This window comes from Streptomyces coerulescens (genome assembly GCF_042657965.1).
GTDB classification, from domain to species: Bacteria; Actinomycetota; Actinomycetes; order Streptomycetales; family Streptomycetaceae; genus Streptomyces; species Streptomyces coerulescens.
Genome location: NZ_JBHSKM010000010.1, coordinates 34900 through 49535 on the forward strand (window position 1 = coordinate 34900; position 14636 = coordinate 49535).

Genomic DNA, 14636 nt, shown 5'->3' on the forward strand with positions numbered 1-14636 from the left:
GAGACCGGTGGGGTGTCGCGACCGGTTCAGCGGTCGGTGGGTCGGCCGATCTCGCTGTCGATGAAGGCGATGAGGTCTTCGGCGCCGGCGGCGTCGAGGCGTTTGCGCACGTCGTCGTCGGACCCCTGCCGTTCGCCGCCGTCGTCGGTGACCCGGGCGAGCAGGGCCCGCAGCCGGACGGCGGTGCCCGTGCGGGCCGCGGCGTCGAGGCCGTCGCCGTCGAGCACACCGGCCAGGGCCGTGTCCAGGCGGTCGAGTTCGGCGTGCAGGGCGTCGGCGGGTTCCGTCGGGCCGCGGCCGAGTCGTTGGGCGAGGTGCTCGGCGACGGCCAGCGGGGTGGGGTGGTCGAAGACGAGGGTGGCGGGGATGCGCAGGCCGGTGACGGTGCCGAGGCGGTTGCGCAGTTCCACGGAGGTCAGGGAGTCGAAGCCGAGGGCGGCGAACTCGTCGTCGGCGCCGATCTGTTCGGGTGTGTCGTGGCCGAGCACGGTCGCCGCCTCGCTGTGGACCAGGTCGGTGAGGTGGCGGGTGCGGTCGTGGGGGCGCAGTCCGTCGAGGCGGGCGGCGAGTTCGGCGGCGCGGTTGCGGCCGGCGGCGGTGCGGCGTCCGCCGATCAGTCCCCGCAGGACGGGCGGCACGGGTCCGGCGAAAGGCAGGGCCGCTCCGGTGCGGGCGGCGGTGCGCATCAGCACGGGCCGGGCGTCGTCGCGGGCGGTGGCCGCGTCGAACAGGGCGAGGCCCAGTTCGGGTTCGAGGGGCGGGGTGCCGGAGCGGTTCATGCGCCGGATGTGGTCCTCGCTCAGTCCGCCGGTCATGCCGGCGCTGTGCGCCCAGGGGCCCCAGGCCAGCGAGTGGCCGGGCCGTCCGGTGGCGGCCCGGTGCTGGGCGAGGGCGTCGAGGAAGGCGTTGGCGGCGGCGTAGTTGGCCTGGCCGGGACTGCCGACGACACCGGCGGTGGAGGAGTAGGTGACGAACGCGTCCAGGTCGAGGTGGGCGGTGGCGCGATGCAGATGCCAGGCGGCGTCGGCCTTGGGGCGCAGGACGGTGTCGAACCGGTCGGGGGTGAGGGCGTCCAGGACGCCGTCGTCGAGGACGCCCGCGGTGTGCACTACGGCGGTGAGCGGGTGCTCGGCCGGGATGCCGGCGATCAGGACGGTCACGTCGGCCGGGTCGGCGACGTCGGCGGTGGCCAGGGTGACCCGGGCACCGTGGGCCTGGAGTTCGTCGCGCAGTTCCGCGGCACCGGGGGCGCCGGGACCGCGGCGGCCGGCCAGCAGCAGGTGGCGTATGCCGTGGGCGGTGACCAGGTGCCGGGCGAGGATGCGGGCCAGGCCGCCGGTGCCGCCGGTGATGAGCACGGTGCCGTCGGTGCGCCAGTCGGCCGGTCCCGCGGCGGCCGTGGCGGCGACGTCGGGCACGCGGGCGAGGCGCGCCACGCGCAGGCATCCGTCGCGCACCATGAACTGCTCCTCGTCCGTGTCCGGCAGGGCGGGCAGCACGGTCGCGGTGGACGCGCCGCCGTCGGCGTCGACGAGGAGGAACCGACCGGGGTGTTCCATCTGGGCGGAGCGCACCAGGCCCCAGACCGCCGCGGCGGCCGGGTCGGTGACGTCCTCGCCGTGGGGTGCGACCGCGCCGCGGGTGAGGAACACCATGCGGGTGCGGGCGAACCGGTCCTCGGCGAGGAACTCCTGCGTCAACATCAGTGCGCGGTGCGTCAGTTCGTGTACGGCTCCGGCGGTGTCGTCGGGGCCGCCCGTGAGCGGGACGGCGACCAGCCGCACCGGCGCGTCGTCACCTTCTCGTAGTTCGGCTAGGGACTTCACTGGTTCCGCGAGCGATCCGAGCGTGAGGTCCGGGTCGGTGTCGTCGCCGGTCAGGAGGTACCAGGGGGCGGGCTCGGCAGGGGCGGCCGGGACGGGCCGCTCCTCCCAGTCCAGATGGAACAGGGAGGTGCGCAGGTCGGGTCCGGCGGCGGGGGCGTCGGCGCGGCGCGGCGCGGGGCGCAGGGTGACGGCACGCGCGGTGAGCACGGGTGCGCCCGAGGGGTCGGCGGCGACGAGGGTGCGTGTGTCGCCGCTGCCGGTCAGCCGGATCCGCAGTTCGGTGGCCGATACGGCGTGCAGGGACACCTCGTGCCAGGCGACGGCGAGCAGCCGTTCGGGCTCTGTCCGGTCGGCCTCGGTCACGAGGTGCGCGGCGTGCAGAGCGGCTTCCAGGAGGACCGGGTGCAGTCCGAACCCGGCGTGTTCGCCGGTCTCCTTGGGCAGGGCGAGTTCGGCGTACAGGTGGTCGCCGTGCCGCCAGGCGGCGCGCAGGGCGCGGGCGGCGGGTCCGTGTGCGACTCCGGCGTCGGCGAGCCGGTCGTAGAGGTCGTCCAGGGCGAGTTCGGTGGTGTCGGGCGGGGGCCACTGGCCGGCGGCGTACCGGGTGGTGTCGGGTGCGGGGGCGGGTGGTTCGGGGGTGAGCCGGCCGTGGGCGTGCTCGGTCCAGGCGGCGTCCGGTTCGTGGGCGGGCCGGGTGTGGCACCACAGCGGCCGGGTGCCGTCGTCGCCGGGTGCGCCGATACGGAGTTGGAGCTGGAGGGCGCCCTGGTCGGGCACGGTCACCGGTTCGGGCAGGGCGAGTTCGGCGACGTGCGGGGTGCCGACCTGGTCTCCGGCGCGTACGGCGGCCTCCACCAGGGCGGCGCCGGGCAGCCGGGCCTCGCCGTCCACGGCCGAGCCGTCCAGCCAGGGGTGCAGGGTGCGGGACAGGGTGCCGGTGAGGACGAGGTCTCCGGCCCCGGCGACGGGCAGCGCGGCCCCGAGCAGGGGGTGGTCGGTGGCGGCGAGGCCGAGTCCGGTCGCGTCGGCGGAGCGCAGGGAGGCGGTGGGCCACAGCCGGCGCCGCTGGAAGGGGTAGGTCGGCAGGTCGTGCAGGCGCCGGGCGCCCGTGCCGGCGTACAGGGCGCTCCAGTCGACGGTGACGCCTTCGACGTGCAGGGCAGCGAGCGCGGTCACGGCCGATGTCTCCTCGGGGCGGTCGCGGCGCAGCATCGGTACGGCGACGGCGGCGTCGGGCGCGAGAGCGGCGACGAGCGAGATGAGGCCGCCGTCGGGGCCGATCTCCAGGAAGGCGTCGGCGCCGGTGCCGGTGAGTGTGCGGACGGCGTCGGCGAAGCGGACCGTGTCGCGCAGGTGCCGCACCCAGTACTCGGCAGAGACCGGGTCGTCGCCGGGCTGGGTCGCGGAGACGAAGGGGATGCGCGGCCGGTGGTGGGTGAGCGTGGCGGTGACGGTCCGGAATTCGTCGAGCATCGGGTCCATCAGGGGCGAGTGGAAGGCGTGCGACACCTCCAGTCGGCGGGTGCGGCGGTCGCCGAGCCGGTCGAGGACGGCCGCCACGGCCGGTTCGGTGCCGGACAGCACCAGCGCGGAGGGGCCGTTGACGGCGCCGATGGCGACCTCGTCGGTGAGCAGGGGCCGTAGCTCGTCCTCGGTTGCCGCGACGGCCACCATGACGCCACCGGGCGGGAGTTCACCCATCAGGCGGGCGCGAGCGCTCACCAGGGCGCAGGCGTCGTCGAGGGTGAGGATGCCCGCGACATGGGCGGCGGCGATCTCGCCGACGGAGTGTCCGGTGACGTACTCGGGTGTGACGCCGAGGGACGCGACGAGGCGGTGCAGGGCGATCTGGAGGGCGAACAGGGCGGGCTGCGCGTGCTCGGTGCGGCGCAGGGTCTCGGGGTCGTCGCCCCAGACGATGTCCCGCAGGCCGGGCGGGAGATGGCCGAGCACCTCGTCGAAGGCGTCGGCGAACACGGGGAAGCGGCCGTACAACTCCCGTCCCATGCCCGGTCGTTGTGCGCCCTGGCCGGAGAACACCAGGGCCGGGCTGCGTTCGGTGGCGGTGCCGCGCACGCTCTCGCCGTCGGGCAGGAGCACCGCGCGGTGGGCGAAGTGCGAGCGGGCGGCCAGGGAGCGGCCCACGTCGTGCGGGGCCCGGCCGCGGGCCCAGTCGGTCAGCGCGTCGATCCGGGCGTCGAGGGCCTCTTCGGTGCGGGCGGACACCGGCCACGGGGTGATGGCCGGTGCGGCGGCGGACGTCTCGGGCTCCGGCGTGGGTGCGCCCTCGATGATGACGTGGGCGTTGGTGCCGCTGATCCCGAACGCGGACACGGCGATCCGCGACGGCCTGCCCGTGTCGGGCCATGCGGTGGTGTCGGTGAGGAGGGACAGAGCGCCCGAGGACCAGTCGACACGGCTGGAGGGGTTGTCGGCGTAGAGGGTGCGGGGCAGCCGGCCGTGGCGCAGCGCGAGCACGGACTTGATGACGCCGGCGACTCCGGCGGCGGCCTGGGTGTGGCCGATGTTCGTCTTCACCGACCCGAGCAGCAGGGGCCGTTCACGGTCGCGGCCGTAGGTGGCGAGCAGGGCCTGCGCCTCGATGGGGTCGCCGAGCCGGGTTCCGGTGCCGTGGGCCTCTACGGCGTCGACGTCGGCCGGGGTGAGGCGGGCGCTCGCGAGGGCCTGGCGGATGACGCGTTGCTGGGAGGGGCCGTTGGGGGCGCTGAGGCCGTTGGAGGCGCCGTCCTGGTTGACGGCCGAGCCCCGCACCACGGCCAGGACCTCGTGCCCGTTGCGCACGGCGTCCGAGAGCCGCTCCACGACCAGCATGCCGATGCCCTCGGACCACACGGTGCCGTCGGCGTCGTCCGAGAACGCCTTGCAGCGGCCGTCCGCCGCCAGGCCGCCCTGAATGCTGAAGCCGACGAAACTGACGGAGGTGGTCATCACGGTGACACCGCCGGCCAGGGCGAGTTCGCACTCGCCGGCCCGCAGCGCCTGGGCGGCCAGGTGCAGCGAGACGAGGGAGGAGGAGCAGGCCGTGTCGACGGTCATGGCCGGGCCTTCCAGCCCGAACACATACGCCAGTCGGCCGGAGATCACGCTGGCGGCGAGTCCGGTGCCGAGGTGGCCGCCGATGTCCTCGCGGGCGCGGGTGGCGAGGTGGACGTAGTCCTGGCCGTTGGTGCCGACGAAGACGCCGGTGCGGCTGCCGCGCAGCGCCTCGGGGTCGAGTCCGGCGCGTTCGAACGCCTCCCAGGAGGTCTCGAGGAGCAGTCGCTGCTGCGGGTCCATCGCGAGGGCCTCGCGGGGACTGATGCCGAAGAAGCCGGGGTCGAAGTCGGCGGCGTCGTACAGGAATCCGCCGCGGGTGGTGGCGCTGCTGCCGGGGCCGGTGCCGTGCAGGGTGTCGAGGTCCCAGCCGCGGTCCTCCGGGAAGGGTCCGGTGCCGTCGCGGCCGGCGAGCATCAGCTCCCAGAACTCCTCGGGTGTGCTGACGTCGCCGGGGAAGCGGCAGGCCATGCCGACGATGGCCAAGGGCTCGTCCTGGCCGGCGGGAGCAGCCGACACCGCCGTTCGGTCGGCGGTGTCCCCCAGGAGTTCGGCCAGCAGGTGGGCGGCCAGTCGGCGCGGGCTCGGGTAGTCGTAGACCAGGGTGGCGGGCAGGTGGAGTCCGGTGCCGGCGGACAGCCGTCCGGCCAGTTCCACGGCGGTGAGCGAGTCCATGCCCAGCCTGCCGAACTCGTGGTCGGGGTCGATCTCGTCACGGCCGCGGTGGCCGAGGACGACGGCCGTCTCGGTGCGCACCAGCCCCGTCAGGTGTCGTTTGCGCTCCTCCGGGCCGAGGGCGGTCAGGCGGGCCGCGAGCCCCTCGTGGGGGACGGCCGGTTCGGTCCGGGGGGCGGGCCGCGGGGCGACGGGGCCGCTGTCGGGCCAGTGGCGCTGCCGTTGGAAGGGGTACGTCGGGAGCTCCACGCGGTGTGCCCCGGTGCCCGCGCCGACGGCGCGCCAGTCGACGGGGACGCCTGCGACATGGAGCGTGGCCAGCGCCGCGATCACGGAGTCCTGCTCACTCCGGTCGCGGCGCAGCATCGGGGTGGCGACGCCGTCGTCGGGTCCTGTGGCGAGGACGATGCCGCTGAGCACACCCGCCGGGCCGGCCTCCAGGAAGGCGCCGGCACCCGCGGTGCGCAGGGCGTCCACCGCGTCGGCGAACCGCACGGTCTCCCGGGCGTGCCGCACCCAGTACTCCGCCGAGCACAGCTCGGCCGGCTCGGCGAGACGCCCGGTGAGGGCCGACGCCACCGTCATCCGGGGCGGACGGAACTCCAGCCCCGCCAGGGCCTGCCGGAAGTCCTCCAGCATCGGCTCCATGAGCGGTGAGTGGAAGGCGTGGCTGACGGTGAGGCGTGTGTGCCGCCGCGGCCCGAGGGCGGCGACGACGGCGGTCACCTCGTCGTCGGTGCCGGAGACGACGACGGCGGTGGGGCCGTTGACCGCGGCCAGGGACACACCGTCGGTGAGCAGCGGCCGTACCTCGTCCTCGGTCGCCTCGACCGCGACCATCACGCCGCCCGGCGGCAGCGCGGCCATGAGCCGGCCCCGGGCCGCCACCAGCGCGCAGGCGTCCGTGAGGGAGAGGACACCGGCGACATGGGCGGCGGCCACCTCGCCTACGGAGTGCCCGGTGACGTGTCCCGCGGTGACGCCCCACGACTCCAGCAGCCGGAACAGGGCCACCTCGACCGCGAACACGGCGCACTGGGCGTGGTCGGTGCGGCCCAGCAGCATCTCGTCCGTGCCCCACGTCGCGTCCCGGACGGCCGGGTCGAAATGGCCGAGGACCTCGTCGAGAGGGGAGGCGAACTCCGGGAAACGGGCGTGCAGTTCGCGGCCCATGCCGAGGCGCTGGCTGCCCTGGCCGGGGAAGACCACGGCGAGGGGACGGTCGGCGGCCAGGCCGCGGGCGAGTTCGGTGGTGCCGTCGGGGTGCAGGACGGCACGGTGTTCGAGACCGGCCCGACCGGCCAGCGTCCAGGCCACGTCACGCGCGTCGAGCCCTTCGGCGGCGGCCCTGATCCGGGCGATCTGGGCGTCGAGGGCGGCTTCGGTGCGGGCGGAGATCACCCACGGGAGCCACCCGGTGGGTGTCGTACGGTCCGGCTCCGGTGCGCCCGACGGCGGGCCGGCCTTCGGCGGCTGTTCGAGCAGGACGTGTGCGTTGGTGCCGCTGATGCCGAACGAGGAGAGTCCCGCGCGGCGCGGGCGGCCGGTGTCCGGCCAGGGGACGTTCTCGGTGAGCAGTTCGACCGCCCCGCTCGACCAGTCGACGTGCCGGGACGGCGGGTCGGCGTGCAGGGTGCGGGGCAGGACGCCGTGCCGCATCGCCATCACGGTCTTGATGAGCCCGGCGGCACCGGCGGCGGCCTGGGTGTGGCCGATGTTGGACTTCACCGACCCGAGCAGCAGGGGCCGTTCACGGTCCTGGCCGTAGGTGGCGAGCAGCGCCTGCGCCTCGATCGGGTCGCCGAGGCTCGTGCCGGTGCCGTGGGCCTCGACGGCGTCCACGTCGGCGGGATTGAGGCCGGCGTTGGCGAGGGCCTGGCGGATGACCTGCTGCTGGGAGGGGCCGTTGGGGGCGGTGAGCCCGTTGGAGGCACCGTCCTGGTTGACGGCGGACCCACGCACCACGGCGAGGACCTCGTGCCCGTTGCGTACGGCGTCCGACAGGCGCTCCACGACGAGCACCGCGACGCCCTCGGACCAGCCGGTCCCGTCGGCGCCGTCGCCGAAGGCCTTGCAGCGGCCGTCGGTGGCGAGGCCGCCCATGCGGGAGAACCCGGCGAACCCCACCGGCGTGGACATGACGGTGACCGCTCCGACGAGGGCGAGCCCGCACTCGCCGCCGCGCAGCGCCTGCCCGGCGAGGTGCAGGGCGACGAGGGAGGAGGAGCAGGCCGTGTCGACGGTGAGGGCCGGGCCTTCCAGCCCGAACACGTACGCCAGCCGGCCGGAGGCGACGCTGGTGTTGAGGCCGGTGGTGGCGTGGGCCTCGACGTCGACGCAGGACTGCATGACGAGGGTGCCGTAGTCCTGGCCGCTGAGGCCGACGAAGACGCCGGTGCGGCTGCCGCGCAGGCCGTGCGGGTCCAGGTCGGCCCGTTCGAGTGCTTCCCAGGCGGTCTCCAGCAGGAGGCGCTGCTGGGGGTCCGTGGCCACGGCCTCGCGCGGGGAGATCTCGAAGAACGCGGCGTCGAACTCGCCCGCGCCGCGCAGGAATCCGCCCGCGACGCCGTCGACCGAGGCGACACCGGTGTGCTTCTCCCAGCCCCGGTCGTCGGGCATGCCGGAGATGGCGTCTCCGCCGGCCGCGACGAACTCCCACAGCTCTTCGGGCGAGGTGATGCCGCCGGGGTAGCGGCAGGCCATGCCGACGACGGCGAGCGGTTCGTCCGCGGCAGCCGTGCCCGCCGGCGTCACGGGGGCGTCGCCGACGACGCCCTCCTCGATGAGTTCACCGAGCAGGTGGACGGCGAGCCGGCGTGGCGTGGGGTAGTCGAAGACCAGCGTGGCGGGCAGTTGGAGGCCGGTGCCGGTGGCCAGCCGGTTGCGCAGTTCGATGGCGGTGAGCGAGTCCACGCCGAGCCGGCGGAACTCGCTGTCGGCGTCGACCGCCTCGCTCGTGCCGTGGCCCAGCACACCGGCCGCCTCGGCCCGCACCAGCTCGACGAGATGGCGGCGGCGTTCGTCGGGCCGCTGTCCCGCGAGCCGGTCCATGAGGGCGCCGCGTGTGACGGCTGCGCTGCCGGCGGTGCGTCGCCCGGGGCGGACCAGGCCGCGCAGCAGGGCGGGGACGGGGACGCCCGGGGGCAGGGGCGTGCCGCCGACGGGCAGCGGGGCGAGGGCCGCGGCGTCGGTGGCGAGCGCGGCGTCGAAGAGGGCGAGGCCCTGCTCGGCGGTCAGCGGCGGGAGCCCGAGGGCGGAGACGCGGTGCCGGTCGCGGTCGGAGAGCGCCGCGGTCATCCCGCCGCCGTGCTGCTCCCAGCCGGGCCAGCGCAGCGCCAGCGCGGGCAGGCCGTGCGCGCGGCGGTGCTCGGCGAGCGCGTCGAGGAAGGCGTTGGCGGCGGCGTAGTTGGCCTGGCCGGGGCTGCCCATGAGACCGGCGGTGGACGAGTACAGCACGAACGCGGCCAGGTCCAGGTCGCGGGTCTGCTCGTGCAGTTGCCAGGCCACGTCGGCCTTGGGCCGCAGCACGGTGTCGAGCCGGTCCGGGGTGAGCGCGTCCAGCACGCCGTCGTCGAGTACGCCCGCCGTGTGGACGACGGCTGTCAGGGGGTGCGCCGCGGGGACGGCGTCCAGGACCGCGGCGACGGCGCCGGGCGCGGTGAGGTCGCAGGCGACGAGGCCGACCTCGGCGCCGTACGCGGCGAGTTCCTCGACGAGTTCGGGGGCGCCGGGCGCGTCGAGTCCACGGCGGCCGGCGAGCAGCAGGTGCCGTACGCCGTGCCGGGTGACGAGATGGCGGGCGAGGAGGCTGCCGAGGCCGCCGGTACCGCCGGTGATCAGGACCGTGCCGTCCGGGTCGAGGGCGGGCGGCAGGGTGAGGGCGAGTTTGCCGGTGTGCCGGGCGAGGCTCATGAAGCGGAACGCCTCGGCGGCGTGCCGTACGTCCCAGGAGCGCACCGGCAGGGGCCGCAGGGCGCCGTCGGCGAACAGGGCGTCGAGTGCGGTCAGCATCCGCCGGATGCCGTCGGGGTCCACCCAGCCCAGGTCGAAGGGCTCGTAGCGGATGTGGTCGGGGACGGTGTCCGGGGCGCGCAGGTCGGTCTTGCCCATCTCCAAAAACCGGCCGCCGTGGCCGAGAAGGCGCAGCGAGGCGTCGACGAACTCGCCGGACAGGGCGTTGAGGACGACATCGAGGCCGGCCTCCGCGAACCGGTCGGCGAAGCCGGTGTCGCGGGACGAGGCGATGTGGTCGTCCGGCAGCCCGAGTTGCCGCAGCACGGGCCACTTCGGCTCACTGGCGGTGGCGAAGACCTCGGCGCCGAGGTGGCGTGCGAGCTGGATCGCGGCCATGCCGACACCGCCCGCGCCCGCGTGCACGAGGACCTTCTCGCCTGGCCGGACGTCGGCGAGTTCGACGAGCGCCCGGTAGGCGGTGAGGAACACCAGCGGCACCGAACCGGCCGTCTCCCAGGACCAGTCGGCGGGCACGGCGGTCACCTGCCGCTCGTCCACGACGACGCTCGGCGCGAAACCGCCCGCGACCATGCCCATGACCCGGTCGCCCGGCCGCCACAGCCCGGCCTCGGGACCCGTCTCCACGACGACACCTGCGGCCTCGGAGCCCAGCAGTCCGGCCTCACCCGGGTACATGCCGAGCGCGCTGAGCACATCCCGGAAGTTGATCCCGGCGGCCCGCACCGCGATCCGCACCTGTCGCCCCGTCAGCTCCTCGTCCTCGCAGGAGGTCAGGGCGAGCCCGTCCAGGCTGCCGGGCTCGGTCACGGCCAGCCGCCACGGCCCGGTCACCGGCGGCACGAGCGAGGCGCCCGCGCCCCGCGCCAGCCGCCCGACGCGCAGTTCCCCGTCGCGCAGCACGGCCTGGGGTTCGGCGTCGTCGAGCAGGGCGGGCAGGGTCGGCAGGAGCGCGCCGGAGGCTTCGTCGGTGTCCACCAGGAGCAGCCGGCCGGGGTGTTCGGCCTGCGCGGACCGGACGAGTCCCCATACGGCGGCGGCGCCCAGGTCGGTCACGTCGTCGGTGTCGTTCGCGGCGACGGCGCCCCGTGTGACCAGCAGCAGCCGGGAGCGGCGGAAGCGGTCGTGGGCGAGGAAGTCCCGCAGCAGGGCGAGTACTTGGCGAGTGGCTGCGCGGGCCGCCTCCGCACCCTCGCCCGACCCGGCGACGGAGACCACGAGGTGCCGCGGAGGCCGCTCGCCCGACCGGGCGTCCGCCTCCGCACCCTCGCCCGGCCCGCCCACGGGAACCACCAGGTGCCGCGGAGGCCGCTCGCCCGACCGGGCGTCCGCCTCCGCACCCTCGCCCGGCCCGCCCACGGGAACCACCAGGTGCCGCGGAGGCCGCTCGCCCGGCAGCGTGTCCAGCCCGGTCACGTGCGCGGCGCCCTCCAGGTGGGCCGCGAGCCCGAACGGGTCCTCGCCGACCAGGGCCCAGCCGCCCTGCGCGGCGGCCGGCACCTCGTGGCGCTGCCACTCCAGGCGGAACAGCGACCCGGCCGGGTCGGGCAGGGCGGGCGTGGCGGTGGCGTCGGGCGCGGCCCGCAGCGTGAGGCCGGCGATCGAGACGACCGGGGCGCCCTGTACGTCGACGGCGTCGACCACGACGGTGTCCGGTCCCGTGCGCAGCAGCCTGGCGCGCAGCAGTCCGGCCCCGGAGGCGTGCAGGGTCACGTCACGCCACTCGAACGGCAGCAGCCGCTCGGAGTCCTGGTCCAGGGCGGCCGCGTGCAGGACGGAGTCCAGCAGGCCGGGGTGCACGCCGTACTCGCCCGTGTCGCGGACGGAGGTGTCCAGGGCGATCTCCGCGAACAGTTCCTCACCACGCCGCCACAGGGCGCGCAGTCCGCGGAAGGCGGGGCCGTACTCCAGGCCGGCGCCGGCGTAGCGGTCGTAGCGGTCGGTGATGTCGACGGGATGCGCGTCGCGCGGCGGCCACTCGGCGGCGTCGAAGCCGGCCGGTTCGGCGGGATCCGGGGCGAGCCGTCCGGTGGCGTGCAGGGTCCAGGGTGCCTCGGGCCGGTCGGCGGGACGGGAGTGGAACCACAGCTCGCGGCGCCCGGTCCCGTCCGGCCCGCCGACCTTCAGCTGGACCTGTACGGCGCCCTCGTCGGGCAGCACGAGGGGTACGGCGAGGGTCAGTTCGGCGACGCGGGCGCAGCCCACCTGGTCCCCGGCCCGGATCGCCAGCTCCAGGAAGCCGGTGCCGGGGAAGAACAGCATGCCGCCGACGCGATGGTCTGCCAGCCAGGGCTGTACGGCGGTGGAGAGCACGCCGGTGAGCACGAGGTCGTCGGAGCCGGCCACGACCATCGCGGCGCCGAGCAGCGGATGCCCGACCGCGTCGAGCCCGGCGCCGGTCACCTCCAGAGTGCGGGCGCCGCCGTCCGGCCAGTACCGCTCGCGCTGGAAGGCGTACGTCGGCAGGTCCACTCGGCGGGCGCCGGTGCCGGCGAAGAACGCGGCCCAGTCGACGGTGACGCCGTGGACGTGCAGCCCGGCGAGACCGGTGACGAGCGCCTGCTCCTCGGGCCGGTCCCGGCGCAACAGCGGCTGTACGACGGCCCGTTCGGGGAGGCAGGCGCGGGCGGCGGCGGACAGTACTGCGTCCGGGCCGACTTCCAGGAAGGCGGTGGCCCCGGCGTCCGCGAGGGTGGTCATACCGGCGGCGAAGCGCACGGTCTCACGGACGTGCCGGACCCAGTACTGCGGCGAGCACAACTCCTCCGGCTCGGCGATCAGAGCGGTCAGCCCGGAGACCACGGCGACCTCGGGCGCGTGCCAGGTCAGTGACTCGGCGACCGTGCGGAAGTCGTCCAGGATCGGGTCCATGAGCGGTGAGTGGAAGGCGTGGCTCACCGCGAGCCGGGTGTGCCGGCGCTCCCCCAGCTCCGCGAGCAGCCGCTCGACGTCCGCCTCGGCGCCCGAAAGCACCAGGGCGCGCGGCCCGTTGACCGCGGCCACCGCCACGCCGGGCGTCAGCAGCGGCCGTGCCTCGTCCTCGCCCGCCTCGACGGCGACCATGACACCGCCCGGCGGAAGGGCCGCCATGAGCCGGCCGCGCGCCGCCACCAGGGCGCAGGCGTCCGCGAGGGACAGCACGCCCGCCACATGCGCCGCGGCGATCTCGCCGACCGAGTGCCCGGCGACGAACTCGGCCCGGACGCCCCAGGACTCCAGCAGCCGGTACAGCGCGACCTCTACGGCGAACAGCGCGGCCTGGGTGTGGTCCGTACGGTTCAGCAGCGCGTCGTCCGTGCCCCACATCACCTCGCGCAGCCCGGGGTCGAAACAGGCCAGCGCCTCGTCCAGGGCGGTGGCGAACACCGGGAACCGGCCGTGCAGTTCACGGCCCATGCCGAGCCGCTGGCTGCCCTGCCCGGAGAACAGCAGGGCGAGCTTGGGCCGGCCGGTGACCTGGCCGTGGACGGTGCCGGGGCCGGTGGGGTCGGCGAGCGCGGCAGGCGCGCGGTCGACCGCGGCGGTGCGGTGGTCGAGGGCGGCGCGGGTGACGGCGAGGGAGTAGGCGACGTCGAGGGGCCGCAGGCCCTCGTCGCCCGCGAGGAGGTCGTGCAGTCGGTCGGACTGCTCGCGCAGGGCGGCCGGGGTGGCGGCGGACAGCAGCCAGGGCAGGACGCCGGGGGTCCGGTCGGGGGCCGTCGGCTCGGGCGCCGGCGGGGCGGGCGGGGCCTGTTCGAGGATGACGTGGGTGTTGGTGCCGGTCACGCCGAAGGAGGAGACGCCGGCGCGGCGCGGATGGCCGGTGTCGGGCCAGGGCCGCTCGGTGCCGAGGACCTCGACCGCGCCGGACGTCCAGTCGACGAGGCGGCTGGGGGTGTCGGCGTGCAGGGTGCGCGGCGCGATCCCGTGCCGGATCGCCATGACGGTCTTGATGACGCCGGCGACTCCGGAGGCGGCCTGCGCGTGGCCGAAGTTGGACTTCACCGAGCCCAGCAGCAGGGGGCGTGCGCGGTCCTGGCCGTAGGTGGCGAGCAGGCTCTGTGCCTCGATGGGGTCGCCGAGCGGGGTGCCGGTGCCGTGTGCCTCGACCACGTCGATGTCGGCGGGGGTGAGCCGGGCGGCGGCGAGGGCGGCGCGGATGACGCGCTGCTGGGCGGGCCCGTTGGGGGCCGTGAAGCCGTTGGAGGCGCCGTCCTGGTTGACGGCGGAGCCCCGGACGACGGCCAGCACCTCGTGGCCGTGGCGTTCGGCGTCGGAGAGCCGCTCCAGCAGCAGCACTCCGGCGCCCTCGGCCCATCCGGTGCCGTCGGCGCCGTCGCCGAAGGCCTTGCAGCGGCCGTCCCGGGCGAGTCCGCCCTGCCGGCTGAACTCGACGAGCGGTCCGGGCGTCGCCATCACGTTGACGCCGCCGGCCAGCGCGAGGGTGCTCTCGCCGCCTCGCAGGGACTGGCAGGCCAGGTGGAGGGCCACGAGGGACGAGGAGCAGGCCGTGTCGACGGTCAGCGCGGGTCCTTCGAGACCCAGCGTGTAGGAGAGTCGTCCGGACAGGGCGCCGGCGCCGATGCCGCTGCCGACCTCGCCGTCGGCGTCGGACAGGGAGCGCAGTACGAGATGGGCGTAGTCCTGGCCGTTGGTGCCCATGAAGACGCCGGTGCGGCTGCCGCGCAGGGTGGTGGCGTCGAGGCCGGCGCGTTCGATCGCCTCCCAGGAGATCTCCAGCAGCAGACGCTGCTGGGGGTCCATGCGCTGTGCCTCGCGCGGGGAGATGCCGAAGAAGGCGGCGTCGAAGTCGGGGACACCGTCGAGGAAGCCGCCGCGGGTGCTGAGTTCGTGCCCGTGCTCGTCGACCCCGGCGCTGTCGAGCGCGGTGAGGTCCCAGCCGCGGTCGACGGGCAGCGCGGACACCGCGTCGGTGCCGTCGGAGACGAGCCGCCACAGGTCCTGCGGGGAGCGCACGCCGCCGGGGTAGCGGCAGCCGATGCCGACGACGGCGATCGGCTCCGCCGCGGCGGCGACCAGCTGCCGGTTCTTCCTGCGCAGACGGTCGACGTCCTTCATGGCGGCCCGCAGGGCCTGGACGACCTGCTCGCTGGGCATCGTGGTCATGGC

The 14636-nt window shown here is 75.5% G+C and carries 1 protein-coding gene; it reads right to left on the reverse strand.

Annotated elements, in window-relative coordinates:
- Positions 1–26 precede the first annotated feature (26 nt).
- Complete coding sequence (locus ACFPQ9_RS18105) at positions 27–14624, reverse strand: SDR family NAD(P)-dependent oxidoreductase (protein WP_465269577.1); 14598 nt, start codon at positions 14622–14624, stop codon at positions 27–29.
- Positions 14625–14636: the final 12 nt, after the last annotated feature.